Below are 23511 nucleotides of genomic sequence, written 5' to 3'. Positions count from 1 at the left end.
GCAACTAGCAACTAGGTAGGCTCGAAGCCGGCGCACCCGTGGGCCTCCACCGCGGCGAAGGTCTCGGTGGCCAGTTCCAGCACGCGCACGAACACCACCTCGGCGCCGTCGATCACCACGGTGGCGGTGCGGGCACTCTCCACATGCACGTAGGGCGACCGGTCGTCATAGGCGGACGCGAAGCCCACCATGGCGTCGTAGGGGGTCGGCTCCGCCTCATGGGTGCGGTCGTACTCGGTCTCCCACGACCATGCCGGGGACCCGCAGTCGATCGCCCCGTCGTAGCCGTCGGGGTCCTCCTCCCCGCCGCAGGCCGGCACCACCAGGCCCGCCAGCACCGCGAGCGCTACCACCGGCCCTCCGGCGGCCCGGAACGCCCGGTTCACGTGCCCTTGAACCGTGCCGTTCGCTTCTCCAGGAAGGCCAGCACCCCTTCCCGGGCGTCATCGCTTGCGAAGGTCGTGTCAAAGGCGTCCGCCTCCACCGCGAGGGCCTCATCCATCGGGCTTCCCCAACCTTCGTTGATGGCCCGCTTGGCCATTCCCAGCGCCACAGCCGGACCGGCGGCCAGGGTGGCCGCATACTCCAGCGCCGATTCCAGCAGGACCTCGGACGGGAACACCTTGTCGGCCAGCCCGATGGCGAGCGCCTCCTCGGCGCCCACATGGCGGCCCGAGTAGATGATCTCCCGGCCCCGGTTGAAGCCCACCAGCCGGGTGAGGCGCTGGGTGCCCCCCGCGCCCGGGATGATCCCCAGCAGTATCTCGGGCTGGCCGACCCGAGCGTCCTCGGCCATGTAGCGGAAGTCGGCGCCCATCGCCAGCTCCAGTCCTCCGCCCAGCGCGTAGCCGAACACCGCCGCGATGATCGGCTTGGTCATCAACTCCATGCGACGGATCACGGCTCCCAGCCGGTCCGCCTCGAGAGAACGGGCGCCGGCGCCTTCCTCGTGCGCCTGCTTGAACTTGTTGATATCGGCACCCGCCGCAAAGTGGGGGCGGCCGGTGATCACCACAGCCCGGACCTCGGGATCGGACGCCCGATCGAACGCCTCGTCGAGGTCGCGCACGACCCTGGCAGAGATGGCATTGACCGGAGGACGGGTCAGTTCGATGACCCCTACCGCATCCCGTGTGGTGTACGACGCGTATTCCAAGACCTCTCCTCGCTGTGGGTTCCGACAGGTTAGATCGGCGGGCTCGCTAGCCCCGATTATTCATGGATAGGGGTTTGTACGGGTGACGGTAACGAGTGCTCTGTGCTCCTGACCTGGACATAAGGGGTCTCGAATGCCTCAACTTCCGGCCGGTGCGAAACCACCGCCGGGCGAAGGTGGGCTACTTCATAAGTGATGCGGTTGAGGTGGCCTGATCCACGTCGGTGTGCTGGGAACAGGAATAATCAGGACTAGACAGGCTCGCCGCATCTCGTGTGGTGTTCCGGACGTGAGCGTCCGGGCCTGCGGCAGGGCATCCTCATCCGCGGAGGTGGGCCTGGTGCGCCTCGACAGCTCGCCATAGCTCGCCCACGCCGACACCCTCGGTGGCCACCGTTTCCAGGACCGGGGGCTTCCAGGACCGGGCCGGACCCATGGCGAGCATCACCTCCAGGTCCCGGCGCGCCGACGCACTGCCTGCGAGGTCCGCCTTGTTGACCACGTAGACGTCCCCGATCTCCAGCACTCCGGCCTTGGCGGTCTGGACGCTGTCGCCCCACCCCGGCGTCACCACCACCACCGTGGTGTCCACATGGTGCATCACCTCGACCTCGGACTGGCCCACGCCGATGGTCTCGATCAGCAGCAGGTCGAAGCCGGCTCCCTCCAACACCGTTGCGATGCGAGGGACCGCCTCCGACAGGCCTCCCAGATGGCCCCGGCCCGCCACCGACCGCACGTACACGCCCGGGTCGTCTACATGGTCCTGCAAGCGGATCCGGTCACCCAGGAGAGCTCCGGAGGTGAGAGGGCTGGAGGGATCGACGGCGATCACGGCCACCGTCCGCTCCTCCGTCCGGATGGCGGAGATCAGGGTGGAGACAAGGGTGCTCTTGCCCACACCGGGCGCGCCGGTGATGCCGATCCTCGAAGCCCTGCCGGCGAGCGCGGTGAATGCCTCCAGCAGGTCGCCAGCCGCCGCAGGATCCTCCTCCACGGCGGTAATGGCCTGAGCCAGGGCGCGCCGGTCGCCGTTACGAACCCGCTCCACCCGTTCGCCCACCGCTAGAGGCTCGGGGGTCGGTCGGCTGGCCCCGGTCGGCATTGCTACACGCCCGATGCGGCAACCGAGGGCAGGCTCGGCTCAGATGGCGTTGACGGCGGTAACGCCGGGGACCCGATCCTTGAGGATCCGTTCGATACCCGCCGTGAGCGTCATCATCGACATCGGACACCCGCTACAAGCCCCGACCAGGTTCAGGTTCACCGTCCCGTCCTCGTCCACCCCTTCCAGGATCAGGTCGCCGCCGTCGTACTGGAGGGCCGGACGGATGTACTCCAGGGTGGAATCGAGCAGGTCGCGATCGACCTCGACCCGTTCTTCACGAACGGACGGGCGGAGGGTTACCGCGGTCTCGGTAGCGCTCATGGGTGGGATGCATCCTTACGAGGGGTCTAGCGGAGGTTTGCGGACTTGCGAACGGAACAGGCTTGCGGAACGGAGTTGAACCGGCCCACCCGTCAGGATACCCCGCCGGGAGGGTACCGGGAAACGTCCTTCTCAGCCCGCCGGCTCGTGGCGGATCGCCGGGTCAGAGACGGTAGGCCGGCCGTACGCGCACTGCCGGCGCCCTCAACTGTCGAAGGAGGTCGCCGAGATCTGCAGGGAGAGCCAGTCGGTGTCCAACTCCTCCTTGCGAACCCGCAGATCGAGATAGAGAACCGCCAGCACCACGGCGATGAAGGGCTGGGTGATCACCCAGGCGATCTCCGATGCCAGCAACGCACCGGCGTCACCGATGACGGAGCCGAGCACCGCTCCGAGTACCACCACCAGTACCAGGTTGGCCACGATCACGAGCGCCGACGTGGTGGCCAGGACGCCGAAGATGGCCATCCGGCGCCCGGCGGTGATCACCCAGGAGCGGGCGAACGCGGTGAGCGGCCCGGCCCCTTCGATGATGACGGCGCTCAGTGTGGCGCACCATGCCACCACGAGAAACAACCCCGGAAACACGAACAGGGCCGAACCGAGCGTGACCCCCGACCAGAACAGGACCGTCACCACGGCCAGGGACACCATCCGGCTGATCGCGGCGGCGGTGGTATCGCGCCATGACGACTCGACACCCGCATAGGTCTCGCCGACCGTCCGGATGACCGCCGCGAACAGGATGCTCGTGATCAGCAGGCGTATCACCAGCCAGGGTCCCAGGGCACCGACGAACGCCGAGAGCTCCTCGTTGGTCGGTATGGCAGAAAGCGGAGGAGGTTCGTCCGCCAGCACGTAGTAGAGCACCGCATAGGGGAGGTCGAGCACCGCGGCCGTAGCCATAAGCGTGCCGAAGCGGTGGCGGTAGGCGGCAATGGACTGTTTGAAGACCCCGCCCGTGTCCAGAGGCCGGAGTTGGAACTCTGCCATGCGCCGATTCTAGGAGTGGGCGACCACGCGGAATCCCGGCGACCGGGTAGTGCTACCACGCGGCCCCACCACACCCCCGAACCTAAGGCTCACAACGCGCCCCACCACATCCTGAACCTAAGGTTGCTCGCTGCGGGCCCGCTGGAGGACGGCGAGCCGGTATCCTCCGATCCTGGCGTTCTAGGAGTGAGTTGAGAGTCGCGATCGGCGCTGACCACGCCGGCTACCCACTTAAGGAGCACCTCGCTTCGATCCTGCGAGGCGACCACGACGTGATCGACCTGGGCACCCACTCCACCGCCCCTGTCGACTACCCCGATCTGGCGATCGCGGTGGCGGAGGCGGTGAGGCGTGGGGAGGCCGACCGGGGCATAATCGTGTGCGGGTCGGGGGTCGGCGCCGCTATCGCCGCCAACAAAGTGGCTGGTGTGCGGGCTGCGCTCGCCCACGATCACTACTCGGCCCACCAAGGGGTCGAACACGACGACGCCAACGTGCTGTGCCTGGGCGGCCGGGTGGTCGGGTCGAACGTAGCGGTGGAGCTGGTCGAGGCCTTCCTGGGCGCCACCTTCTCAGGGGAAGAGCGCCACCGCCGCCGGTTGGCCAAGATCGCCCAATTGGACGAAAGCCGCTAGCTGATTGGTTGCTAGTTGCTAGTTGCTAGTTTATGTTGGGTGATATTAACAGCTGGTCACTGGCCACAAGCTCTTGGGAGCTAATCATCTAGATCAAGGGGTGCCGTCCTCATGCCAGGTCCTCGATCCACCGGGCCGTGCGTTCCGCCAAAGTGCGCAGGACCTCTCGCTGGGTGGTGCCGGTCCGCTTCGGCACCCGGAAGCTGTGGTCGGCATCCGGGATGATCTCCACCACCGACCGCTCCAGCCCCATCAGATGCGCCTCCACCAGATGGGGCAGGGCCAACCGGTCCTTCCGGCCGGTGAAGAACAACATGGGAACCGGCACCCGGGGTAGATGGTCGGCTCGCAACCGGCCGGGCTTACCCGCCGGATGTAACGGGTAGGCGTACAGCACCAGACCGGCGCACGGCTGACCCTCCACCGCCAGGTAGGAGGCCATGCGCCCGCCCATCGAGCGCCCTGCCATCACGAATCGGCCGCATCGGTCCCCCAGCCAGGCCGCCGCCGCCCGGTGACATCGCAGCAACGTCTCCCGACGGTCCGGGAACCTGCGTCCGGCCTCCATGTAGGGATAGTTGAACGTCAGCACCGGATGGCCTTGGCTGACCAGCCCTTCAGCAATGGTCGTGATCCCCGGATGGTCCTGCCCGGCCCCGGCGCCGTGGGCGAGCAGCACCGCGGCGCGCCGCGATCCCTCGGGAACCCGCCAGCGGCCGGTCACCGAGCCGGCGCCCGATTCGATGGTGACCTGCCGGGTCAACTCAGGATCTCCTGTGTGTCGCAACCCCCCGTTAGGGTTCCGGTCATGGACGGAACACAACAACAGATAACACAACATCGCGTGAAGATCGGCCGGGCCGATGTGCGGGTGTTCGAGGACGGGGCCGCGCTCGCCGCCGGGGCCGCTGCCATGATCGCCTCGCTCATCAGGCGGGAAGTTACCAAGGCCAGGGCAGCGGGTGGGCGCCTGGTGTCGGTGGCCATGGCGGGCGGATCGACCCCGGTGGCCACCTATCGCCGGCTGGCCACGATGGACATCCCATGGTCGGGTGTCTGCGGGTGGGTGGGGGACGAACGCTACGTTCCGCCCGACCACGAGGACAGCAACGGCGCCATGATCGGGCGGTTGCTGCTGGACCGCACCGAGGCCAGGTTCCTTCGGGTGCCTTGGGCGGCGGACCGGTCCGCCCCCGAAGCCGCCGCCCTCTACGAAGCGGATCTTCTCGCCTCGATGGGAGGGAATGCCCGGGGGCCGTGCCCCGACCTGATCCTGGCCGGTATGGGAGGGGACGGCCACACCCTGTCCCTGTTCCCCGGCAGCGATGCGCTGGACGTCACCGATCGGTGGTATGTCGCCACGGAGGTGGCGGCCGCGCAACCGTGGCGCCTCACCGCCTCCTACCCCCTGGCGCACCGGGCCGCCGCCGTCTACGTGCTCGTGTCGGGCGGGTCCAAGGCCGCCGCCGTGGCTGAGGTGCTCCAGCCCACCGGCGACCGCCCGCTCCCGGCCCGCCGTCTCATGGAGGGCGCGGCGCCGGTCACCTGGTTGGTGGATCGGGCCGCCGCAGCAGGGCTCGACCTGCCGTGAGCACCGCCCGTTGGACGCCCCGGAACCCGATCGACCTGGGGGCTTCGATCGCCCGCTTCGTCAGGTATGGAGCGGATCTGCTGGGCGCCGTCTCGAACGGCTACCTGTACCGGACCACCGCCGACGGGCTTCCCTACCGCATCCGCCAGGTGGAGGACGGCAGCATCGAGGTGGGGACCGGTACCCGCCGGGACCTGGAGGCAGCGGTGGAGGAGTCCCGGTTCCGGCTGGGTGAGACGCTGCCGCGATCGCCTCTGGAGGAGGTGGCGGGCCGGGTTCCGGCCGTGGCCGACCAGCTCCGGCGCATGCCCGGCTACCGCATCCCTCTCAACCCGGCAGGCCTCGAGGTCCTAGTCTCCTCGATCAGCGCCCAGCAGGTCAACATGCGCTGGGCCAACACCACCATGAGCCGCCTGATCCGGCGCTACGGCACCGAGGTGGAGATGGACGGGGTTCGATGGTGGCGCTTCCCCGGCGCCGAGAAGCTGGCCGTGGCCGACCCGGCAGACATCCGGGCCATGCAGTTCACCACCCGGAAGTCCGGATACATCGTGGGGGTGGCGGGGGCTGTCGCGGCGGACCAACTGAACGGACTCGAGGAGGACGGCAACGAGACGGTGATCCGCCGGCTGGTGGAGTTGCGCGGCGTGGGCAGGTGGACGGCGGAATGGTTCCTGGCCCGCTGCCTGGCCCGTCCCGACGTGGTCCCCGCCGGCGATCTGGGCGTCCGCAAGGTGGTCTCCCGCTACGTGATGGGCGCCGAGAAGGGCGAGGTATTGCCCGAACCGGACGTACGGGCGGCTGTCGAGTCGTGGGGTGACGGGGGCAACTGGGCGATCCATCTGCTGCTCGAACGCTGGGCGGAGGAACACGCCCGCTAGCCCGACCCCGAGCCGGGAAACATGGAGAACCGGGACTAATGCCGGCGGATGTCCCTAGGGGGTAGCCGGGGTCCGTAGGCGGGGGCACGTCCCGCGTAGCGTTCCAGCAGCCGGACCACCCGGCCCCGCTGCCCTTCGTAGGGAGCCAGGAGCTCCAGCATCCTCTCATCCGTCCCGCGCGGTTCTCCCGCCAGAGCCCAAGCCACAGTATTGGGCAGATGGAAATCCCCCACGGGCACCGCGTCCGGATCGCCCCGCACCACCCCCAGCGCCGAGGCGCTGGTCCAGGGACCGATGCCCGGGATCCGGTGGAGGTACTCGTAAACACCGGCCAGGCGGCCCTCGCTGATGGCGGTGATCCGGTCGGCGTCCCGGCATACCCGCAGGATGATCTCGGCCCGGCGCCGCTCCACCCCGAGCGGGTGGAAGTCGTAGTACCGGAGCCCGGCCAGGCAGTCCGGGTCCGGAGGTAGCAGCAACGTGGTCGGGCCCGGCGCCGGCTCGCCGTAGCGTCCGGCCATCCGCCGGTAGCTGCGGCCCGCCTCGATCCCTGTCACCTTCTGGGCCAGGATGGTCGGGATCAGGACCTCGACCAGCCCGCCCACGGCCGGTAGGCGCATCCCTCGCCCCCGCCTCGCCGCTCGCTCCACCGCGGGATGGGCGGGGACAAGCGCGGCGGGGTCATCTTGTTCCCCGACCCACGCCGGTACCTGCTCCAGGGCGAGTTCGGCCCCCTCGCCCCACGCATCAACAACCAGCTTCCGGTCCTCGATCCGCAGCCGCACCGTGGCCGGCCCCGAAGCGGTACGGGTGGCCCTCCACAGGCCGTCCGCCCCGGCCCGCAGCGCCGGACCCTTCAGCCCCTTGACCACCAGGGTGCCGCGGAGATCCAGCGCCCGGCTCAGAGTTAACACCCGGGTGCGGGATCGCCCTGCTAGCGCGGCCGGCATACGGCCAAGCTAACAGCCAACCCCCATTCTCGGACAGGGGAGTCGGAAACGTGTCACAGGCTTTCTATATCTTGTCTATCGCCAAGCACCTACACCGGCCGATGAGGTGAGACCGATCGGAACGGCCGGCCCGAGGGAACACGACAGCTCGATGGAGCGAACAGCCGACTCCCGGCAGCCAGCCGGGCATGGCCGACCACGCTCCGAACCAGGAAAGGTGGTGGCGGGGGAGGGCCCGGTGCGGACCACCGGGATGGCGCGATTTTCGCGTTCTTGTAGCGGCTCGGGGCGCTAGACGAGTTCTATGACCGCCATCTCGGCGTTGTCGCCGCGGCGGGGGCCGATCTTGACGATGCGGGTGTAGCCGCCGGGGCGTCCCTGGTACCTCGGGGCGACCTCGTCGAACAGCTTGGTCACCACCTCCAGGTCCGACAGGTCCTTGAGCACCAGGCGGCGGGAATGGAGATCGCCACGGCGGGCCTTGGTGATGATCTTCTCGACATAGGGGCGGAGCACCTTGGCCCTGGTCAGGGTGGTGGTGATCTGCTCGTCCCAGATCAGGGACTGGGCTAGGTTCGCCAGCATGGCCTTCTGGTGGGCGGGGTCACCGCCCAGGCGCTTGCCCTTCCTCGGTCTGGGCATCGGTTAGCTGTTCCGGTCCCGTGAGGGAGCGATACCGAGCCCCAGCTCGTCGAGCTTGGCGATCACTTCCTCGAGGCTCTTCTGCCCGAAGTTGGTCATGTCGAGGAGGTCTTCGCGGGTCTGCTTGGTGAGCTCGCCCACCGTGTCGATCTGCGCGCGCCTCAGGCAGTTGCGGGGGCGTTCCGAGAGATCGAGGGCCTCGACCGGCAGGTCGAGATCCTGCGAGACGGTCTCGACAACCGCCACGTCACCCAATTCCAGACCGATGCCCTCGCCCACGTCGGCGAACAGGCTGAGCAGCTCGCGCAGCGTCTTGCCGGCCGACGAGAGCGCCTCGCTCGGCTCCAGCGAGCCGTCGGTCTCGATGTCGATCTCCAGGCGATCGAAGTTGGTCATCTGGCCGACCTGCGTGTTGTCGACCCGGTAGGAGACGTTGCGCACCGGGGAGAAGATGGCATCGATCGGGATCATGCCGATGGCGTCGTGCCGGTCCGAGACTGCGGTGCGGTAGCCCACTCCCTGCTCCACGACCATCTCGGCCTCGAGGTGGACACCCTCCTCCAGGGTGGCGAGGTGCAGGTCGTGGTTGACGATCTCCACCCCGGTCGGGGCTTCGAGATCGGCCGCCGTCACCGTGCCCGGACCCGTGGCCGACAACCGGACCGTGAGGGGCTCGGGGTCGGTCATCCGCACCACCAGGCGCTTGACGTTGAGGATGATGTCGACCACATCCTCCTTGACGCCCTTGACGGTGGTGAACTCGTGGTAGATGTCGTCCATCCTTATCGAGGACACCGCGGCACCGGGTATCCGAGAAAGCAGCGTCCGCCTGAGGGTGTTGCCGAGCGTGTAGCCGAAACCCGGCTCCAAAGGCTCGATCACGAACCGGGCACGGGTCTCGTTGACCGGTGTCATCTCGATCTGTGGACGTTGAACAACCAACGCTTGCAAGGTTTCTTCCCCTAGGTCTCGAGGGTCACTTCTTGTCGGAGAATGCGTATCGGACAGAGAATGGGATGGCGCAGGGCACGGCTACCGGACAAGCCTCACCTGGAGTACAGCTCGACAACCAACTGCTCCCGCACCGCCGTGTCGATCTGGGTTCGGCTCGGGACGTCGATCACCTGGATGCGCCGCTCGTCGAGGCTGACCTCCAACCACTCCGGAACCCGGCGGTCGCCGGCCGTGTCCGCGGCATGGCGAATCACGATTATCTCCCTGGACTTGGGCTTCACCGTCACCATGTCTCCGGCCCGTACCCGGTAGGAGGGAATGTCCACCTTGTGGCCGTTGACCTGGAAATGGCCGTGGTTGACAAGCTGGCGGGCCTGGGGGCGTGTCCTCGCCAGGCCGGACCGGTACACCACGTTGTCGAGCCGGCATTCCAGGATCTGCAGGAGGTTGTCCCCGGTGATGCCCTTCAGCCGGGCCGCCTCCCGGTAGTACCGGCGGAACTGCCGCTCGAGCACGCCGTAGATCTGGCGCATCTTCTGCTTCTCCCTGAGCTGGTGCAGGTAGTCGGAGTCGTTGCTCCGCCTGCCCCGGCGCCGGCCGTGCTCGCCCGGCGGGTAGGGGCGCCGGTCGAAGTACTTCGACTTGTTGTCGTCGAGCAGCTGGCCGAGACGGCGGCTCTTGCGGGTGCGGGGACCGAGGTAACGCGCCACGATTCATCCCCTCCGGCGCTTCTTGGGCCGGCAGCCGTTGTGAGGCAACGGCGTTACGTCCCGAACGCTCGAGACTTCGAGGCCCATGTTCGTGAGGGTGCGGACCGCGGTATCCCGTCCCGATCCGTTCCCGCTGACGATCACTTCCAACTTCCTGATGCCGTGCTCCCCGGCCCGGCGGGAGGCTTCCTCGGCAGCCACCTGGGCCGCGTACGGCGTCGACTTGCGGGAGCCCTTGAACCCCACCGACCCACCGGACGTCCACACGATCGTGTTGCCGTTCACGTCGGTGATGTTGATGATGGTGTTGTTGAAGCTGGCCCTGATGTGCGCCTGGCCGAACGCTATGTTCTTGCGCTCGCGCCGCCTTACCCGCTTCCCTTGCCTTCTAGCCAACGCGACCTCCGCAACTCACTTCACGACCAACCCTGCCCGAAGTCACTTCTTCACCTTCTTCTTGCCGGCGACCGCCATGCGCCGGCCCTTGCGGGTCCGCCCGTTGGTGTGGGTCCGCTGGCCGCGTACCGGGAGGCCTCGCCGATGCCGGAGGCCCTGGTAGCAACCGATTTCCATCTTGCGCTTGATGTTCTGGGCGACCACCCGGCGCAGGTCACCCTCGACGCGGAGGTTGGACTGGATGTAGGTGCGGATCCGGCTCACCTCGTCGTCGTTGAGCTCGTGCACCTTGGTGTCGGGATCGATCCGCAGCCGGTGGCACATATCCCGAGCGGTATTGACGCCGATGCCGTAAATGTAGGTCAGGCCGATCTCGAGCCGCTTCTGCCGTGGAAGGTCGACTCCGGCTATGCGCGCCATGAGAGCATTACCCCCTCAACCCTGCCGCTGCTTGTGGCGCGGATTGGAACACACCACCCACACCCGCCGGCGGCGCTTGATCAGGCGACAGTTGTCGCACATCTTCTTTGTGGAGGGACGTACCTTCACCGTTCGCCCTTCGGAGTTAACCGTCGATTCACTGCGATCGTTCCGGCGCCGGCTCAGACACAGAACTGAACCGCATGCGTAACCATCACCGCCAAAGTTGGGGTGCCCGCGCCAGACCGGTCGGCACACATGACCGACGGACGATTCTACCCGACCGGACGGGCTGTGAGCAAGTCACTAACCGTGAGAACCATGGGTCCGTCGGCGGTCAGCGCCACCGTGTGCTCGAAGTGAGCGGACCGCCGGCCGTCGGCCGTGAGCACGGTCCACCCGTCGTCGGCGGTCACTGTATCCGGCGTCCCCAGGTTGAACATGGGCTCCACGCAGACGGCCATGCCCGTCCTCAACCGGTATCCCTTGCCCGGAGGCCCGTGGTTCGGTATCTGCGGGCCCTCGTGCATGGCACGCCCGATGCCATGCCCCACGTACTGGCAGACCACACCGTATCCGTACGGTTCCGCCGCCGTCTCCACCGCATGGCCGATGTCGCCCACCTTCCTACCGGGGTGGACCTGATCGATGCCTGCCCAGAGGGCGCGGCGCGTGACCTCGATCAGCCGGGCGGCCTCCTCGTCCACCTCACCGATCGGGACGGTGAGGGCGGCATCGGCGTGGTACCCCTGGTAGATCGCACCGGCATCGATCGAGAGGATGTCGCCCTCGCCGAGCCGGTAGTCCCCCGGGATTCCATGCACGATCACCTCGTTGGGCGAAATGCACGTGTGAGCCGGAAACCCCTGGTAGCCCAGGAAGGAGGGCCGGCAGCCCCATCCGTTTATAACCTCGGCCGCGATCAGATCCAGGGACCTCAGCGTGGCGCCCACCTCGGCAGCCTCGACGACGGCCTCGTGAACGGCGGCCACGCAACGTCCCGCCTCGGCCATCTTGGCGAACTGGCGCTTGTTCTTGATGGTGATCATCGGCCGTACCCGGTGCTCGCTGCGCTCCGTGACAGGGAAGACATTTCCGGCAACCCGGTAAACGCGACTAGAGCGCGGCCAGGGCAGTCAGGATCTTGGCGGTGATCTCCTCGATCTCGCCGGTCCCGTCCACCCTCACGACGAGCTCTCGCTGCCCGTACACGTGGATCAGGGGCGCCGTCTCCCGCTCGTACACGTCCAACCGGTTGCTCACGGACGCCTCGGTGTCATCCGCCCTGCCACGGGCCATTACCCGCTCGGTGAGCACCGCGTCCGAGGCCTCGAGGACCACCACCGCGTCGAGCGCGTAGTCCCCGATGGCCCCGTCGAGCGCGTGGACCTGGGCGAGGTTGCGGGGGAATCCGTCCAGGATGTAGCCGCGGACCGTGTCGGCCTCACGCAGACGTTCCAGGATCATCTCCACCGTGAGAACGTCGGGAACCAGGTCGCCGCGGGCCAGGATCTCCTCGACCCGCAGACCCAGCGGCGTCCTCGACCCGACGTGGCGCCGGAACATCTCACCGGTCGAGATGTGCGGGATGCCCAAAGCCTCACCGACCCGCTCGGCCTGGGTGCCCTTGCCGACGCCGGGGGCTCCCAGGAAGAGGATTCTCACGTCAAGAATCCCTCGTAGTTCCTCATGGTGAGCTGGCTCTCGATCTGCTTCATCGTCTCCAGGGCCACGCCGACCACGATGAGGATCGACACGCCCGAGAACCCGACCGGGATCGCCCATATGGCCGAGGCCACGGCCGGCAGGATGGCGATGAGCCCTAGGAAGACCGAGCCGGGCAGCGTGATCCGGTTGAGGATCCGCCCCAGGTAGCGAGAGGTCTGCTGGCCGGGCCGCTGGCCGGGGATGAAACCGCCCTGGCGCTGGATCATCTCGGACTGGCGCGCCGGATCGAACTGGATGGCGGTGTAGAAGTAGGTGAAGAACACGATCAGGAAGAACAGCACGCCGATGTAGAACCAGCTGGTGGCACCGCTCGCGTAGCCGGACGGCGCCAGGTGGACGTTGATGAAGTCCCTCACCGACGAGAAGAACCCCTCCGTGCTGGGAATGGAGGTGGAGATCAGCACCGGGAAGAACAGGATCGAGGTGGCGAAGATCACCGGGATCACACCGGCCATGTTGATCTTCAGCGGGATGTAGGTGCTCTGGCCGCCCATCACCCGGCGCCCCCGGATCCGCTTGGCGAACTGGATGGGGATCCGCCGCTGGCCTTGTTCCACGAACAGGATGCCCACCACCATCAGGATGAACAGGGCGATTATCAGCACGAAAATGGGCGCCCGGCCGGTGGGAATCGTGTACTGCCAGATCAGGGTGAACTGGCTGGGCAGGGCGGCCACGATGCTGATGAAGATCAGCAACGACATCCCGTTGCCGACCCCGCGCTGGGTGATCAACTCGCCCAGCCACATGACGAAGGCCGTGCCCGCCGTCATCGTCACGACCATCAGCACCACCCGGGTGGGCGTGTAGTCCTCGATCAGCACGATCCCGCCGGTGAAGCTGCTCCCCCGGCTGAAGAGGTAGGTGATGCCGGTCGACTGGAGCAGCGCCAGGATCACGGTCAGGTACCGGGTCCACTTGGTGATGACGGCCCGGCCCGACTCACCCTCGTCCTGCAACTTCTGCAGGCGCGGTATGACCACCGACAGGAGCTGCATGATGATGCTGGCCGTGATGTACGGAAGGATTCCCAGGCTGAAGACTGACAGGTTCTCGAGGGCGTTGCCCGAGAAGAGGTTCAGCAGACCGAAGGCGCCACCGGGTTGCTGCCCGGCCATCGCGTCCAATCGGTCCAGCTCGATACCCGGCACGGGGATGGTGGCCCCCAACCGGTACAGGGCGAAGATGCCCAGCGTGAACAGGATCTTGCCCCGGAGGTCCGGGATCTTGAACATGTAGCGGTAGACGTTCAGCATCGGCCGATGCTCCCACCGAGCCCGGAGCGGGCGCCCTCAGCCCGGCAGGTCGATCCCGGGCCATAGCCCAGGGAGCGCGCCACCGCGGGCGCCGTCGTCAACTGACGATCACGCACGATCCACCGGCGGCCTCTATCTTGGTGCGGGCTGAGCTGCTGAAGGCATGCGCCTCCACGGTCAGGGCCTTGCTGATCTCGCCCCGGCCCAGCACCTTGATCCTGCCGCGTTTGCGCGCCAGCCCTTGCTCGCGAAGGTGGGCCGGCGAGACGGTCGTGCCGTCGCGGAATCCGTCGAGGGCATCGACGTTGACCACCGTGAACTCCTGCCGGTTGTGCGGTTTGAAGCCCCGCAGCTTCGGTAGCCGGGCCTGCAAGGGGGTCTGGCCGCCCTCGAAGCCTGGTCGCAGGCTGCGACGGGCCTTGAGGCCCTTCGTTCCCCTACCGGCCGTCTTGCCGCGCCTTCCGGCCTCGCCGCGTCCGACCCGGATCTTCTTCCGCTTCGACCCTTCCGCCGGCCTGAGGTGGTGGAGTTTCAGTTGGTTGGTCTTGGTAGCCACGGACGCCACCCTTCCGGATAACCGGCTCGTCCTCCGGACCCCGGACTGCGGTCCGCCCCGGCCTGCTCAGCCTGCGAACCCCATGCCCGAACTTGACCCGTCGGCGAGCCCTCGTTCCTACTTCGTTTCCTGCGGTCGCGCTTCCCGGACTTCCACCAGGTGGCGCACCCGATGCAACATACCCCGCAGCTCCGGACTATCCGGACGCTCCACGGAGGCGTTCAACTTCTTCAGACCCAGGCTCCGGACGGTAGCCCTGGCCTTGTGCTTCTCGCCGATCACGCTCCGGCGCAGGGTGATCCGGAGCATCTCGCCGCTCATGATCGATTACCTCCTCCGCCCGACGCCCGCATCATCTCGGTGGAGCGGTAGGCGGCCAGCAGTCCCGGAGGCGTGATCTCCTCGGGGGTCTTGCCCCTTGCCTTCGCCACGTCCTCGGGACGCCGCTGTCCCTTCAAGCCGTCGATGGTGGCCTTGGCGACGTTGAGGTGGGTGGGCGCTCCCAGTGACTTGGCCAGCGCGTCGCGGATCCCGGCCGCCTCGAGAATCTGGCGGACGGCGCCGCCGGCGATCACGCCCGTGCCCGGCGCCGCCGGTTGCAGGAGCACCTTCGAGGCGCCCTGCTGGCCGATGACCCGGTGGATCAGCGTGGTGCCCGCCATCGGAACGGTGAACATCGACTTGCGAGCCGACTCGATCGCCTTCTGGATGGCGGTGGGGACCTCCTTGGCCTTCCCGTAGCCGATCCCGACCCGTCCGGCCCCGTCGCCCAACGCCACCAGGGCGGTGAAGGAGAACCGGCGTCCCCCCTTGCTGACCTTGGAGACCCGGTTGATCTCTATAACCCGCTCGTCGAATTGCGGTCCGGAGTCCACGCCCCCGTCGCGCCGTCTTCTTCTAGAAGTCAAGTCCAGCCTCCCTCGCCGCGTCGGCCAGAGCCTTCACACGTCCATGGAACGGATGCCCGCCCCGATCGAAAACCACCCTGGTAATGCCGGCGCCGGCAGCCCGGGAAGCGATCAGGCGACCCACCTCGGTGGCGGTCCCGGTGGTCAGAGGCTCCGACCTGAGCTCCGGCTCCTGCGAGGACGCCGCTGCCAACGTCCGGCCGGGGCCGTCATCGATGACCTGCGCATAGATGTACCGGTTGCTCCGGAACACCGCCAGGCGAGGGCGGGCCGCGGTGCCGGCCAGCCGCTTCCGCACCCGCCGGTGACGGCGGATCCGAGCCCGTGATCGTGCCCCGCTCATCGCACTGTCACTCCCGCCTTGCCGCTCTTCCGGACGACATGCTCGTCCTGGTAGCGGATGCCCTTGCCCTTGTACGGCTCCGGCGGCCGGACGCGGCGTATCTCGGCCGCTACCTGGCCTACCTTCTCCTTGTCGATACCCTCCACGACGATGGTGGTGGCGTCCGGAACGGTGAAGGAGATGCCGTCGGTGGCCGGAACCGCCACGTTGTGGCTGTAGCCGACCTGTAGCTCCAATCCGTCGCCCCGGCTCAGGGCCCGGTAGCCGACCCCGACGATCTTGAGCGTCTTGCGGTATCCCTCGGTGACCCCGATCACCATGTTGTTGACCAGCGCCCGGGTCAACCCGTGCAGGGCTCGGCTGCGGCGTTCGTCGTTGATCCTGGTGACAACGCACCGGCCGTCGACCACCTCGACGCCCACCCGGTCCTCGAAGGTCCGCTGCAGGGAACCCTTCGGGCCCTTGACGGTCACCTGCTGGCCGGAGACGGTGATCTCCACCCCGCCGGGCACCGGAATCGGAACCTTGCCTACCCGACTCATGACTACCAGACCTCACACATGAGCTCGCCGCCCAGACGCCGCCGGCGGGCCTCACGGTCGGGGAGCAGGCCCTGGGATGTGGACACGATCACCGTTCCCAGGCCTCCCTGGGAACGCGGCAGGTCGTCGGCGCCCTTGTACACGCGCCGGCCCGGTCGGGAGACACGCCGCAACCCCTGGATGATGCGCTCCTGATTGCCCTTGCCGGCGAACTTCAGGCGGATGGTCAGGGTGTTCCCCTGGTCCGCCGGACTCACGTCGTAGCCCTCCACATAGCCCTCCGACGCCAGCACCCTGGCGACCTGCTCCTTCAGCTTCGAGGAGGGCATGCTCACCCTGGCATGCAAGGCGATGTTGGCGTTGCGGATCCGGGTCAGCATGTCGGCGATGGGGTCGGTCATCATTGCGGTCTCGCTCCCTTACCAGGAGGACTTCTGAACGCCGGGCAGCTCGCCACGATGCGCGAGCTCCCGGACCGCGATCCGAGACATCCCGAACTTGCGCAGGTACCCACGGGGTCGTCCCGTGATGCCGCAACGGTTCCGGTACCGGGTCGGGCTGGCGTCGCGAGGCATCTTCGCCAGGCTCGCGTAGGCGTCCCGCTTGGCGTCATAGGTGGCATCGGGGTCCTTGATGACGCTGATGAGCTCGGCCCGGCGCTCCCGGTAGCGCTCGACCAGCTCGGCCCTCCGCTTGTTCTTGGCGATCATCGACTTCTTGGCCATATCTCTTCCTCACATCTCAGTTGGTCGCAACAGCCCGACGCCGGAAGGGGAAACCGAAGGCCTCCAGCAAAGCCCTGGCGCCCCCATCGTCGGAGGAGGTCGTGCAGATGGTTATGTCCATACCGCGGACCGCCGTCACCTTGTCGTAGTCGATCTCGGGAAAGATGAGCTGCTCGCTCACCCCGAAGCTGTAGTTGCCACGCCCGTCGAACGATGACGGGTTCAGGCCTCGGAAGTCCCGGATGCGCGGGATGGCGATGGTAATCAGCCGATCGAGAAACTCCCAGGCCCGATTGCCCCGGATCGTCACCGAACAGCCCACCGGCATCCCGGTCCGTAGCTTGAACCCGGCGATGGACCGGCGGGCCCGATTCAGGCGGGGCTTCTGGCCGGTGATGGTGGCCAGGTCGTCCATTGCCGCGCCGGCCTGCTTGCGGTCGCCCACCGCCTCGCCGATGCCCATATTCACCACGATCTTGTCGAGGTTGGGGATCAGCATGGGATTGGCCAGACCCAGATCCTCCATGATCCGGGACCGGACCGTGTCGACGTATTGGCGCTTCAGGCGGGGCACGTCACCCCCCGGAGCGGACTTCGTCTCGGCGGCCATGATCGCCTACACCTCCCCGTCGCACTTGACGCAGCGGCGGAACTTGCGGCCCGTCTCGCTCCTGCCGACTCCGGTCTTGACCGGCCCGCAGTCGCCGCACACCAGCATCACGTTGGAAACGTCGATGGGCATGTCCTTGTCGACGATGCCCGCTTGCAGCTCGCGTCCCCGGGCCTTCTGGTGCCGCTTGGCGGTGTTGACGCCCTCCACGATCACCCGGCCCTGGCGGGGCAGCACTCGCGCCACTCTCGACTCGGCGCCCACGTCCTTGCCGGAGATCACCACGACCCGGTCGCCTTCGCGGATGGCCATCAGATCACCTCCGGCGCCAGCGAGACGATCCGCATGAACTTCCGGTCCCGCAACTCGCGGGCCACCGGCCCGAATATGCGGGTGCCCCGAGGGAGCCGGTTGTCGTTGATGACCACGCACGCGTTGTCGTCGAAACGTATGTACGTGCCGTCCCGGCGGCGCTGCTCCTTGGCGGTCCGAACCACCACCGCCCTGACCACCTCGCCCTTCTTGAGCGCCGCTCCGGGCGCGGCGTGCTTGACGGTGGCCACGATGATGTCGCCGATCCGGGCATACCGGCGGCGCGACCCTCCGAGCACGCGGATGCACAACACCTCTCGGGCGCCGCTGTTGTCGGCCACCTTGAGCCGGGACTCCTGCTGGATCATCTCGCCCGTCCCAGCACCTCGACCAGCCGCCACCGCTTGGTCTTCGACAGGGGCCGGGTCTCCATGATCATCACCCGGTCGCCGTTGCGGGCAGAGTTGTCCTCGTCGTGCGCATGGACCTTGGTGACGGTGCGCACGATCTTGCCGTAGCGGCGATGGCGGGTGCGCCGCTCGAGCTCCACCGTGATAGTGCGGGCCCGGGCATCGGACACCACCACGCCCACACGCGTCTTGCGCCGCGCCCGATCAGGCATGATCGATCCCCTCGTTCTCGTGCATCACGGTCTTGATCCGCGCGACCAACTGCCTCAGGCGGCCCAGAGAGGCCGTGTCCTCCGACTGGCTGACCGCCAGCTGGAACCGGAGGTTGAACAGCTCCTCCTTGGTCTCGTCCAGCTTCTCGTCCAGCTCGGCCGGGGTGAGTTCCCTCAGCTCCAAGGCCTTCATTCCGCTACCTCCATAGTCAGTCTCCCGGGCTAGCCCAAAGGTTCCCTGGTTACGAACCGGGTCTTGATCGGCAGCTTGTGGCCGGCCCTGCGCATCGCCTCGCGCGCCATTTGCTCGTCCACGCCCGACAGTTCCATCATCACCCGCCCCGGCTTGACGACGGCCACCCAGAACTCGGGATTCCCCTTCCCCGACCCCATCCGGGTCTCGGCCGGCTTGGCCGTGATCGGCTTGTCGGGGAAGATGTTGATCCAGACCTTCCCTCCCCGCCGAACCGTACGGGTGATGGCGACACGGGCGGACTCGATCTGGCGAGCGGTTATCTGGCCCGGCTCCAGCGCCTGGATGCCGTAGTCGCCGAACGACACCGCCGTGCCGCCCTTGGCGTAACCCTTCATCCGCCCCCTATGGACCTTGCGGTACTTGGTTCGCTTGGGCATCAACATGGTCTACTGCTTCCCGGCCTCATCGGCACCGGAATCGTCTTCGGGCTTGGCGGCGGACCCGCCCTCGTCACCGGCCTGCCCGGATGGCGCACCGGTCTCGGCCCGGACGCTGTCGTAAGCCGACTTGGCCTCGGCCTTGCTGACCTTGCGGCCACCGCCGGCCTCGATGATCCTCTTGCCCCCTCCGGCTTCGATCACCCGCGGCGCGGCGCGTCCACCGGCTCGCTGCTCGGCCCGGCTCTTGGCCGGCGTCATCCGGCCCGACGGCCGTCCGGCCGCCAGCGCGGCCTCGCGCGCCATCTGCTCGCGCGTGGTCTTGAGCGAGGCGACCACATCGCCCTTGTAGACCCAGACCTTGACCCCGATACTCCCCACGCTGGTGGCGGCCGTGGCCTGGCCGTAGTCGATGTCCGCCCGGAGGGTGTGCAGGGGCACCCGGCCCTCCCGGTACCACTCGCGGCGGCTCATGTCGGCGCCGCCCAGGCGGCCGGCGCACTCCACCCTCACTCCTTCCGCGCCTGCTTTGAGGGCGGTCTGCACCGTCCGTCGCATGGCGCGCCGGAAGGCCACCCGGTTCTCCAGCTGGTCGGCCACGCCGCGGGCCAGCAACTGGGCGTCCGTCTCGGGGTCCTTGACCTCGATCACGTTGAGCTTCACCCGGCGCCCGGTCATCTTCTCCATACCTGACCGGATCCGTTCCGCCTCGGCGCCCTTGCGGCCGATCACGGCGCCGGGACGGGCCGTGTGGACGTCCACCTGGAGGCGTTCGCGGGTGCGTTCGATGTCGACCCGCGACACCGCCCCCCGCTTGAGTTCGCGCTTCAAGTAGTCGCGTATCCGGTGGTCCTCGTTGGCCAGGAAGGTGTAGTCCTTATCCGAGTACCAACGTGACTTCCAGTCGGTGACGATTCCGAGGCGGAAACCATAGGGATGCGTCTTCTGGCCCATCAGTCGACCTCCTCGCGGCCGTCGGAAACCACGATGGTGATGTGGCAGGTGCGCTTGCGGATCCTGGTGGCGCGACCCCGGGCCCGAGGCCGGAAGCGCTTGATGGTCACGCCCTCGTCGGCATAGGCCTCGACCACGCGGACCTCGCCGGCCAGCGTGTCGAGGTCCTCGCCGAGCTCGAACTTAGAATTCATGTTGGCGACTGCCGAGCGGATGCACTTGAGGATCGGCTCCGCGGCTCTCCGGTTGGAGAACCGGAGGGTCACCTCGGCATCGGCGGCCGACATGCCCCGGACCTGGTCCAGCACCACCCGCACCTTGTAGGGGGACTGGCGGATATGGCGGGCGCGGGCGACTGCTCTCATCTCGACCTACCGCCTCGTAGCCTTTTCCCGCTTGGTGCCGGCGTGTCCCCTGAAGGTCCTGGTAGGAGCGAACTCGCCCAGCTTGTGATCGACCATCTGCTCGGTGATGTAGATGGGAACGTGGCGGCGGCCATCATGGACAGCGATGGTCAGGCCCACCATCTCGGGGATGATGGTGCTCCGGCGGCTCCAGGTGCGGATCATCCGCTTGTGGCCGGCGCTGTTGGCGACCTCCACCTTCCTCAGCAGGTGCTCGTCCACGAACGGGCCCTTCTTGCGGCTCCGAGCCATCTGCTACCTCCGGCCTTTCTTGTTGCGGCGGCGCACGATATCCCGGTTGCTCGCCTTGTTGCGATTACGGGTCCGGCCCTCCGACTTGCCCCACGGGGAAACCGGATGGCGCCCTCCGGACGAGCGCCCCTCGCCACCGCCCAGCGGGTGATCCACCGGGTTCATCGCCACGCCGCGGGTCTGGGGACGGACCCCCTTCCAGCGGTTCCTGCCCGCCTTGCCGAGCTTGGTGAGCTCGGCCTCTGTATTGCCGACCTGCCCGATGGTGGCCCGGCAGTCCAGGAGCACGTAGCGGACCTCGCCCGAGGGCAGACGCAGCAGCGCCCTGTTCCCCTCCTTGGACATCAACTGGACGCCCGTTCCGGCTGCCCTGGCCATCCTGGCGCCGCCACCCGGCTTGAGCTCGATGGCATGAACCACCGTACCCGCCGGAATGTTCCGCAGCGGAAGGGCGTTGCCGGGCCGGATCTCGGCCTTGGGGCCCGACTCAAGCATGTCTCCCACCGACACTCCCACCGGGTGCAGGATGTAGCGCTTCTCGCCGTCCACGTAATGCAGCAGGGCCAGCCGGGCATTGCGGTTGGGGTCGTACTCCACCGCCGCCACCCGAGCCGGCACCCCGTCCTTAGTACGGCGGAAATCCACGATCCGGTACCGGCGCTTGTGGCCGCCGCCCCGGTGGCGCGATGTGATCCGGCCATGGTTGTTGCGCCCCGAGGAGCGCTTCTTCTTGGCCAGCAGCGACTTCTCGGGCTTGGACTTGGTGATCGCCGCGAAGTCGGACACCGTCTGGAACCGGCGCCCCGGTGAGGTGGGCTTTCTCTTCCTTACTGCCATCTCGAACTCACCTGCCTCAGATTCCGAAGATGTCCACGGTCTGCCCGATGGGCAACGTGACCATGGCGCGCTTGCTGTCGGCGCGCTTGCCGACCGTGAACCGGGTCCTCTTCCGCTTCCCCTTGCGATTCAGCGTGTTGACGCTCAACACCCGAACATCGAACAGGACCTCGACCGCCCGACGGATCTCCTCCTTGCGGGCCCGGCGATCCACCACGAAGGTGTAGGTGTTGTTACGCTCGATGAGGTCGTACGACTTCTCCGAGACCACGGGCTGGATGATCACGTCACGCGGGTCCTTCATGAGGCGTCCCCTCCCAGCCCGGCCGGCGCCGCGCTGCTCTCCATGACGAAGTCCTCGTCCGAGATGTCGAAGCGGCCCGATGGGGATCCGTCCGGCCCGGTGGAAGCCTGCCCGAGGGCCAATCCGGAGAAGACGACCGTGCCGGCCCACAGAACGTCGTACGTGTTCAGCATCCCGGGCCGCCCGAGGATGACCTGGGGCAGGTTACGGAAGGACCGGACCGCGATCTCCTCCGAGCGGTCGACCACCACCAGTGCCTTACCGGTAGCCCCGATCTCGCTTAGGAGGGAGGCCGCCAGGCTGGTCCTGGGCACCTCCCAATCGAACCCGCCGATGATCTTGATCGCGCCCTCCGACGCCCGGGCCGACAGGGCGCTCCGAAGGGCCAGCGCCTTCATCTTCTTGGGGGCCCGCTGGACGTAGTTGCGGTCGCGAGGGCCGTGCGCCTTGCCGCCGCCGACCCAGATGGGGGAGCGGATCGAGCCGTGGCGGGCCCGCCCCAAGCCCTTCTGGCGCCATGGCTTGCGCCCACCGCCCCTCACCTCGGCCCTGGTCTTGGTGCGGGCGGTTCCGGAACGCCGGGCCGCCAGGTGGGCCACCACTACCTGATGCATCACGTCGCGGTTGGGCGTGATGCCGAAGACTGCCGGGTCGAGCAGCACCTCGCCCTGCTGAGCACCGGCGGAGTCGTACCTGGGCGCAACGAGATCAGCCATCGCCCATCAACCGTTCTTGACCGCTTCGCGGACGAAGACGAGCCCGCCTCTGGGACCGGGGACCGCGCCCTGCAGCACCAGCAGGTTGCGCTCGGGGTCCACACCGACCACAGCCAGGTTGAGCACGGTGGTCTGCTTACTGCCCATCCGTCCGGGTAGCTTGGTGCCCTTCATCACCCGGGCCGGGGTGGCGCAGGCGCCGATGGCGCCCGGCGAGCGGTGCACCTTGTGAACACCGTGGCTGGCGCCCTGCCCGTGGAAGTTATGGCGCTTCATCACGCCCTGGAAACCTTTCCCCTTGGAGACTCCGGTCACGTCGGCCTTGGTTCCGGGCTCGAACACGTCCTCGACCCGCAGCACCTGGCCCAGCTGGAACTCGGAGCCGTCATCGACCCGCACCTCCACGAGGTGGCGGGCCGGGGCGACGCCGGCATTGGCGAAGTGGCCCGCCTGCGGTTTGTTGACCTTCCGGGCGGGGATCTCGCCGTAGGAGATCTGCACCGCCGAGTAGCCGTCGTTCTCCTCGGTACAGATCTGGGTGACGTGGCAGGGCCCGGCCTTGATCACCGTCACCGGGATGGCGCGGGCGTGATCGTCGAAGATCCGGGTCATGCCGACTTTTTCTCCGAGGATTGCCGACAGGCTCATGTCTCGATCTCTACTTCCACTCCGGCGGGGAGGTCCAGCCTCATGAGGGACTCGATCGTGTTGTGGGTCGGCCGGAGGATGTCGATCAGGCGCTTGTGGGTGCGTATCTCGAAGTGTTCGCGCGAGTCCTTGTACACGTGCGGCGACCGGATGACGCAGTACCGGTGGACCTTGGTCGGGAGCGGAACCGGCCCATGGACGATGGCATGGGTGCGGATGACCGTCTCCGCGATCTTGCGCGCCGACTCGTCGACCACCTGGTGGTCGTAAGCCTTCAGCTTGATGCGGATTCTCTGTTCTTTCATGCTGTCTTCCTGCCGGTTCCCATTCCGATGTGTCGGCCTGTAGCTCTTCCTGCGTTCCCGTTATTCGATGATTTTGGTGACTGTGCCTGCTCCTACGGT

General features: G+C 67.4%; 39 protein-coding genes and 1 pseudogene. 3 read left to right on the top strand and 37 right to left on the bottom strand.

Translation table 11 applies throughout. The features are described 5' to 3' along the window. Positions 1 to 11 precede the first annotated feature (11 nt). From OXM57_02120 to OXM57_02100, 5 genes are all read right to left on the bottom strand, one after another. Positions 12 to 386: a hypothetical protein gene (locus OXM57_02120; GenBank protein ID MDE0351479.1), complete on the bottom strand. Its 375-nt coding sequence runs from the start codon at positions 384 to 386 to the stop codon at positions 12 to 14. Beyond that, on the bottom strand, positions 383 to 1156 hold the full coding sequence (locus OXM57_02115; GenBank protein MDE0351478.1) for an enoyl-CoA hydratase-related protein: 774 nt from the start codon (positions 1154 to 1156) through the stop codon (positions 383 to 385). The genes OXM57_02120 and OXM57_02115 overlap by 4 nt, the downstream gene beginning before the upstream one ends. A 319-nt stretch (positions 1157 to 1475) precedes the next feature. Further along, the gene (gene meaB / locus OXM57_02110) at positions 1476 to 2219 is read right to left on the bottom strand and encodes a methylmalonyl Co-A mutase-associated GTPase MeaB (protein MDE0351477.1); all 744 of its coding nucleotides are present in this window, start codon (positions 2217 to 2219) and stop codon (positions 1476 to 1478) included. An 81-nt stretch (positions 2220 to 2300) separates the two neighbouring features. Then, positions 2301 to 2585 (bottom strand): NifU family protein, encoded by a 285-nt coding sequence (locus OXM57_02105; GenBank protein ID MDE0351476.1) that lies wholly within the window; start codon positions 2583 to 2585, stop codon positions 2301 to 2303. A 204-nt stretch (positions 2586 to 2789) separates the two neighbouring features. After that, positions 2790 to 3578, bottom strand: coding sequence for a hypothetical protein (locus OXM57_02100; GenBank protein ID MDE0351475.1), 789 nt, complete (start codon positions 3576 to 3578; stop codon positions 2790 to 2792). Positions 3579 to 3769: 191 nt separating this feature from the next. Between OXM57_02100 and OXM57_02095 the strand changes: the two genes are divergently transcribed. Continuing rightward, complete coding sequence (locus OXM57_02095) at positions 3770 to 4213, top strand: ribose-5-phosphate isomerase (GenBank protein ID MDE0351474.1); 444 nt, start codon at positions 3770 to 3772, stop codon at positions 4211 to 4213. A 109-nt stretch (positions 4214 to 4322) separates the two neighbouring features. On the opposite strand, the gene OXM57_02090 is transcribed toward OXM57_02095, so the two are convergent. Further along, positions 4323 to 4976: a dienelactone hydrolase family protein gene (locus tag OXM57_02090; GenBank protein ID MDE0351473.1), complete on the bottom strand. Its 654-nt coding sequence runs from the start codon at positions 4974 to 4976 to the stop codon at positions 4323 to 4325. Positions 4977 to 5021: 45 nt separating this feature from the next. Between OXM57_02090 and pgl the strand changes: the two genes are divergently transcribed. Next, complete coding sequence (gene pgl / locus OXM57_02085; protein MDE0351472.1) at positions 5022 to 5804, top strand: 6-phosphogluconolactonase; 783 nt, start codon at positions 5022 to 5024, stop codon at positions 5802 to 5804. Beyond that, complete coding sequence (locus OXM57_02080; protein MDE0351471.1) at positions 5801 to 6685, top strand: hypothetical protein; 885 nt, start codon at positions 5801 to 5803, stop codon at positions 6683 to 6685. Before pgl ends, OXM57_02080 begins: the two co-directional genes overlap by 4 nt. A gap of 35 nt (positions 6686 to 6720) precedes the next feature. Here OXM57_02080 and OXM57_02075 read toward each other — a convergent pair whose 3' ends face one another. The 31 genes and pseudogenes from OXM57_02075 to rpsJ all read right to left on the bottom strand — a co-directional run bounded on the left by OXM57_02075 (position 6721) and on the right by rpsJ (position 23412). Beyond that, positions 6721 to 7635 carry a DNA-3-methyladenine glycosylase 2 family protein gene (locus OXM57_02075; protein ID MDE0351470.1) on the bottom strand — a complete coding sequence of 305 codons (915 nt, stop codon included), beginning with the start codon at positions 7633 to 7635 and terminating at the stop codon, positions 6721 to 6723. Positions 7636 to 7929: 294 nt separating this feature from the next. Next, a pseudogene (gene rplQ / locus OXM57_02070) lies at positions 7930 to 8277 on the bottom strand (50S ribosomal protein L17). A 3-nt stretch (positions 8278 to 8280) separates the two neighbouring features. Next, on the bottom strand, positions 8281 to 9219 hold the full coding sequence (locus OXM57_02065) for a DNA-directed RNA polymerase subunit alpha (GenBank protein MDE0351469.1): 939 nt from the start codon (positions 9217 to 9219) through the stop codon (positions 8281 to 8283). A 104-nt stretch (positions 9220 to 9323) separates the two neighbouring features. Then, complete coding sequence (rpsD, locus tag OXM57_02060) at positions 9324 to 9941, bottom strand: 30S ribosomal protein S4 (protein MDE0351468.1); 618 nt, start codon at positions 9939 to 9941, stop codon at positions 9324 to 9326. Between the two features lie 3 nt (positions 9942 to 9944). Beyond that, on the bottom strand, positions 9945 to 10337 hold the full coding sequence (gene rpsK, locus OXM57_02055) for a 30S ribosomal protein S11 (protein MDE0351467.1): 393 nt from the start codon (positions 10335 to 10337) through the stop codon (positions 9945 to 9947). Positions 10338 to 10379: 42 nt separating this feature from the next. Beyond that, positions 10380 to 10757: a 30S ribosomal protein S13 gene (gene rpsM / locus OXM57_02050; protein ID MDE0351466.1), complete on the bottom strand. Its 378-nt coding sequence runs from the start codon at positions 10755 to 10757 to the stop codon at positions 10380 to 10382. A 15-nt stretch (positions 10758 to 10772) separates the two neighbouring features. After that, positions 10773 to 10886, bottom strand: coding sequence for a 50S ribosomal protein L36 (gene rpmJ, locus OXM57_02045; protein ID MDE0351465.1), 114 nt, complete (start codon positions 10884 to 10886; stop codon positions 10773 to 10775). Positions 10887 to 11032: 146 nt separating this feature from the next. Next, positions 11033 to 11806: a type I methionyl aminopeptidase gene (gene map / locus OXM57_02040; protein ID MDE0351464.1), complete on the bottom strand. Its 774-nt coding sequence runs from the start codon at positions 11804 to 11806 to the stop codon at positions 11033 to 11035. 67 nt (positions 11807 to 11873) lie between these two features. Next, complete coding sequence (locus tag OXM57_02035; protein ID MDE0351463.1) at positions 11874 to 12422, bottom strand: adenylate kinase; 549 nt, start codon at positions 12420 to 12422, stop codon at positions 11874 to 11876. Next, positions 12419 to 13741 (bottom strand): preprotein translocase subunit SecY, encoded by a 1323-nt coding sequence (secY, locus tag OXM57_02030; protein MDE0351462.1) that lies wholly within the window; start codon positions 13739 to 13741, stop codon positions 12419 to 12421. The genes OXM57_02035 and secY overlap by 4 nt, the downstream gene beginning before the upstream one ends. A 97-nt stretch (positions 13742 to 13838) precedes the next feature. Further along, a complete protein-coding gene (gene rplO, locus OXM57_02025) occupies positions 13839 to 14297 on the bottom strand; it encodes a 50S ribosomal protein L15 (protein ID MDE0351461.1) in 459 nt (152 codons plus the stop codon). A 117-nt stretch (positions 14298 to 14414) separates the two neighbouring features. Beyond that, a complete protein-coding gene (gene rpmD / locus OXM57_02020) occupies positions 14415 to 14618 on the bottom strand; it encodes a 50S ribosomal protein L30 (GenBank protein MDE0351460.1) in 204 nt (67 codons plus the stop codon). After that, entirely contained in the window at positions 14615 to 15205 is a 591-nt protein-coding gene (gene rpsE, locus OXM57_02015; protein ID MDE0351459.1) for a 30S ribosomal protein S5, read from the bottom strand. Before rpsE ends, rpmD begins: the two co-directional genes overlap by 4 nt. Then, entirely contained in the window at positions 15195 to 15548 is a 354-nt protein-coding gene (gene rplR, locus OXM57_02010; protein ID MDE0351458.1) for a 50S ribosomal protein L18, read from the bottom strand. The genes rpsE and rplR overlap by 11 nt, the downstream gene beginning before the upstream one ends. Continuing rightward, positions 15545 to 16090, bottom strand: coding sequence for a 50S ribosomal protein L6 (rplF, locus tag OXM57_02005; GenBank protein ID MDE0351457.1), 546 nt, complete (start codon positions 16088 to 16090; stop codon positions 15545 to 15547). Before rplF ends, rplR begins: the two co-directional genes overlap by 4 nt. A 2-nt stretch (positions 16091 to 16092) precedes the next feature. Then, complete coding sequence (rpsH, locus tag OXM57_02000) at positions 16093 to 16494, bottom strand: 30S ribosomal protein S8 (protein MDE0351456.1); 402 nt, start codon at positions 16492 to 16494, stop codon at positions 16093 to 16095. Between the two features lie 15 nt (positions 16495 to 16509). After that, complete coding sequence (gene rpsN / locus OXM57_01995; GenBank protein ID MDE0351455.1) at positions 16510 to 16815, bottom strand: 30S ribosomal protein S14; 306 nt, start codon at positions 16813 to 16815, stop codon at positions 16510 to 16512. Between the two features lie 16 nt (positions 16816 to 16831). Further along, a complete protein-coding gene (gene rplE, locus OXM57_01990) occupies positions 16832 to 17425 on the bottom strand; it encodes a 50S ribosomal protein L5 (protein MDE0351454.1) in 594 nt (197 codons plus the stop codon). Positions 17426 to 17431: 6 nt separating this feature from the next. Beyond that, the gene (gene rplX, locus OXM57_01985; protein ID MDE0351453.1) at positions 17432 to 17737 is read right to left on the bottom strand and encodes a 50S ribosomal protein L24; all 306 of its coding nucleotides are present in this window, start codon (positions 17735 to 17737) and stop codon (positions 17432 to 17434) included. Next, entirely contained in the window at positions 17737 to 18105 is a 369-nt protein-coding gene (rplN, locus tag OXM57_01980; protein ID MDE0351452.1) for a 50S ribosomal protein L14, read from the bottom strand. Before rplN ends, rplX begins: the two co-directional genes overlap by 1 nt. Next, positions 18102 to 18359: a 30S ribosomal protein S17 gene (rpsQ, locus tag OXM57_01975; protein ID MDE0351451.1), complete on the bottom strand. Its 258-nt coding sequence runs from the start codon at positions 18357 to 18359 to the stop codon at positions 18102 to 18104. Before rpsQ ends, rplN begins: the two co-directional genes overlap by 4 nt. Beyond that, positions 18352 to 18552: a 50S ribosomal protein L29 gene (gene rpmC, locus OXM57_01970; protein MDE0351450.1), complete on the bottom strand. Its 201-nt coding sequence runs from the start codon at positions 18550 to 18552 to the stop codon at positions 18352 to 18354. The genes rpsQ and rpmC overlap by 8 nt, the downstream gene beginning before the upstream one ends. A 29-nt stretch (positions 18553 to 18581) precedes the next feature. Next, positions 18582 to 18998, bottom strand: a complete 417-nt coding sequence (gene rplP, locus OXM57_01965) for a 50S ribosomal protein L16 (protein MDE0351449.1) — start codon at positions 18996 to 18998, stop codon at positions 18582 to 18584. A gap of 3 nt (positions 18999 to 19001) precedes the next feature. Next, entirely contained in the window at positions 19002 to 19946 is a 945-nt protein-coding gene (rpsC, locus tag OXM57_01960; GenBank protein MDE0351448.1) for a 30S ribosomal protein S3, read from the bottom strand. After that, positions 19946 to 20311, bottom strand: coding sequence for a 50S ribosomal protein L22 (rplV, locus tag OXM57_01955; GenBank protein MDE0351447.1), 366 nt, complete (start codon positions 20309 to 20311; stop codon positions 19946 to 19948). Before rplV ends, rpsC begins: the two co-directional genes overlap by 1 nt. A gap of 6 nt (positions 20312 to 20317) precedes the next feature. Continuing rightward, on the bottom strand, positions 20318 to 20602 hold the full coding sequence (rpsS, locus tag OXM57_01950) for a 30S ribosomal protein S19 (protein MDE0351446.1): 285 nt from the start codon (positions 20600 to 20602) through the stop codon (positions 20318 to 20320). Positions 20603 to 20605: 3 nt separating this feature from the next. Continuing rightward, the gene (gene rplB / locus OXM57_01945; protein ID MDE0351445.1) at positions 20606 to 21439 is read right to left on the bottom strand and encodes a 50S ribosomal protein L2; all 834 of its coding nucleotides are present in this window, start codon (positions 21437 to 21439) and stop codon (positions 20606 to 20608) included. 16 nt (positions 21440 to 21455) lie between these two features. Then, positions 21456 to 21743 (bottom strand): 50S ribosomal protein L23, encoded by a 288-nt coding sequence (rplW, locus tag OXM57_01940; protein MDE0351444.1) that lies wholly within the window; start codon positions 21741 to 21743, stop codon positions 21456 to 21458. Next, positions 21740 to 22459, bottom strand: coding sequence for a 50S ribosomal protein L4 (gene rplD / locus OXM57_01935; protein MDE0351443.1), 720 nt, complete (start codon positions 22457 to 22459; stop codon positions 21740 to 21742). Before rplD ends, rplW begins: the two co-directional genes overlap by 4 nt. 6 nt (positions 22460 to 22465) lie before the next feature. Next, entirely contained in the window at positions 22466 to 23107 is a 642-nt protein-coding gene (gene rplC, locus OXM57_01930) for a 50S ribosomal protein L3 (protein MDE0351442.1), read from the bottom strand. Further along, positions 23104 to 23412, bottom strand: a complete 309-nt coding sequence (rpsJ, locus tag OXM57_01925; protein MDE0351441.1) for a 30S ribosomal protein S10 — start codon at positions 23410 to 23412, stop codon at positions 23104 to 23106. The genes rplC and rpsJ overlap by 4 nt, the downstream gene beginning before the upstream one ends. Positions 23413 to 23511 lie beyond the last annotated feature (99 nt).

The sequence above is a fragment of the bacterium genome, assembly GCA_028820935.1.
Taxonomy (GTDB): Bacteria; Actinomycetota; Acidimicrobiia; order Spongiisociales; family Spongiisociaceae; genus Spongiisocius.
This window is presented reverse-complemented; position numbering and strand designations above follow the sequence as displayed.

Bases quoted from the DNA above. Each gene is read 5' to 3' on its own strand.
- rplR (MDE0351458.1), bottom strand. From the start codon at position 15,548: ATGAGCGGGGCACGATCACGGGCTCGGATCCGCCGTCACCGGCGGGTG.
- rpsC (MDE0351448.1), bottom strand. From the start codon at position 19,946: ATGGGCCAGAAGACGCATCCCTATGGTTTCCGCCTCGGAATCGTCACC.
- rplC (MDE0351442.1), bottom strand. From the start codon at position 23,107: ATGAGCCTGTCGGCAATCCTCGGAGAAAAAGTCGGCATGACCCGGATC.
- rpsN (MDE0351455.1), bottom strand. From the start codon at position 16,815: ATGGCCAAGAAGTCGATGATCGCCAAGAACAAGCGGAGGGCCGAGCTG.
- OXM57_02105 (MDE0351476.1), bottom strand. From the start codon at position 2,585: ATGAGCGCTACCGAGACCGCGGTAACCCTCCGCCCGTCCGTTCGTGAA.
- rpmD (MDE0351460.1), bottom strand. From the start codon at position 14,618: ATGAGCGGCGAGATGCTCCGGATCACCCTGCGCCGGAGCGTGATCGGC.
- rplP (MDE0351449.1), bottom strand. From the start codon at position 18,998: ATGTTGATGCCCAAGCGAACCAAGTACCGCAAGGTCCATAGGGGGCGG.
- rplW (MDE0351444.1), bottom strand. From the start codon at position 21,743: ATGAAGGACCCGCGTGACGTGATCATCCAGCCCGTGGTCTCGGAGAAG.
- rpsH (MDE0351456.1), bottom strand. From the start codon at position 16,494: ATGATGACCGACCCCATCGCCGACATGCTGACCCGGATCCGCAACGCC.
- rplD (MDE0351443.1), bottom strand. From the start codon at position 22,459: ATGGCTGATCTCGTTGCGCCCAGGTACGACTCCGCCGGTGCTCAGCAG.
- rplN (MDE0351452.1), bottom strand. From the start codon at position 18,105: ATGATCCAGCAGGAGTCCCGGCTCAAGGTGGCCGACAACAGCGGCGCC.
- rpsJ (MDE0351441.1), bottom strand. From the start codon at position 23,412: ATGAAAGAACAGAGAATCCGCATCAAGCTGAAGGCTTACGACCACCAG.
- rpsM (MDE0351466.1), bottom strand. From the start codon at position 10,757: ATGGCGCGCATAGCCGGAGTCGACCTTCCACGGCAGAAGCGGCTCGAG.
- OXM57_02075 (MDE0351470.1), bottom strand. From the start codon at position 7,635: ATGCCGGCCGCGCTAGCAGGGCGATCCCGCACCCGGGTGTTAACTCTG.
- rplF (MDE0351457.1), bottom strand. From the start codon at position 16,090: ATGAGTCGGGTAGGCAAGGTTCCGATTCCGGTGCCCGGCGGGGTGGAG.
- rplE (MDE0351454.1), bottom strand. From the start codon at position 17,425: ATGGCCGCCGAGACGAAGTCCGCTCCGGGGGGTGACGTGCCCCGCCTG.
- rpmC (MDE0351450.1), bottom strand. From the start codon at position 18,552: ATGAAGGCCTTGGAGCTGAGGGAACTCACCCCGGCCGAGCTGGACGAG.
- secY (MDE0351462.1), bottom strand. From the start codon at position 13,741: ATGCTGAACGTCTACCGCTACATGTTCAAGATCCCGGACCTCCGGGGC.
- rpsS (MDE0351446.1), bottom strand. From the start codon at position 20,602: ATGGCTCGGAGCCGCAAGAAGGGCCCGTTCGTGGACGAGCACCTGCTG.
- rplX (MDE0351453.1), bottom strand. From the start codon at position 17,737: ATGGCCATCCGCGAAGGCGACCGGGTCGTGGTGATCTCCGGCAAGGAC.
- rpsQ (MDE0351451.1), bottom strand. From the start codon at position 18,359: ATGCCTGATCGGGCGCGGCGCAAGACGCGTGTGGGCGTGGTGGTGTCC.
- map (MDE0351464.1), bottom strand. From the start codon at position 11,806: ATGATCACCATCAAGAACAAGCGCCAGTTCGCCAAGATGGCCGAGGCG.
- pgl (MDE0351472.1), top strand. From the start codon at position 5,022: ATGGACGGAACACAACAACAGATAACACAACATCGCGTGAAGATCGGC.
- OXM57_02100 (MDE0351475.1), bottom strand. From the start codon at position 3,578: ATGGCAGAGTTCCAACTCCGGCCTCTGGACACGGGCGGGGTCTTCAAA.
- rplB (MDE0351445.1), bottom strand. From the start codon at position 21,439: ATGGCAGTAAGGAAGAGAAAGCCCACCTCACCGGGGCGCCGGTTCCAG.
- rplV (MDE0351447.1), bottom strand. From the start codon at position 20,311: ATGAGAGCAGTCGCCCGCGCCCGCCATATCCGCCAGTCCCCCTACAAG.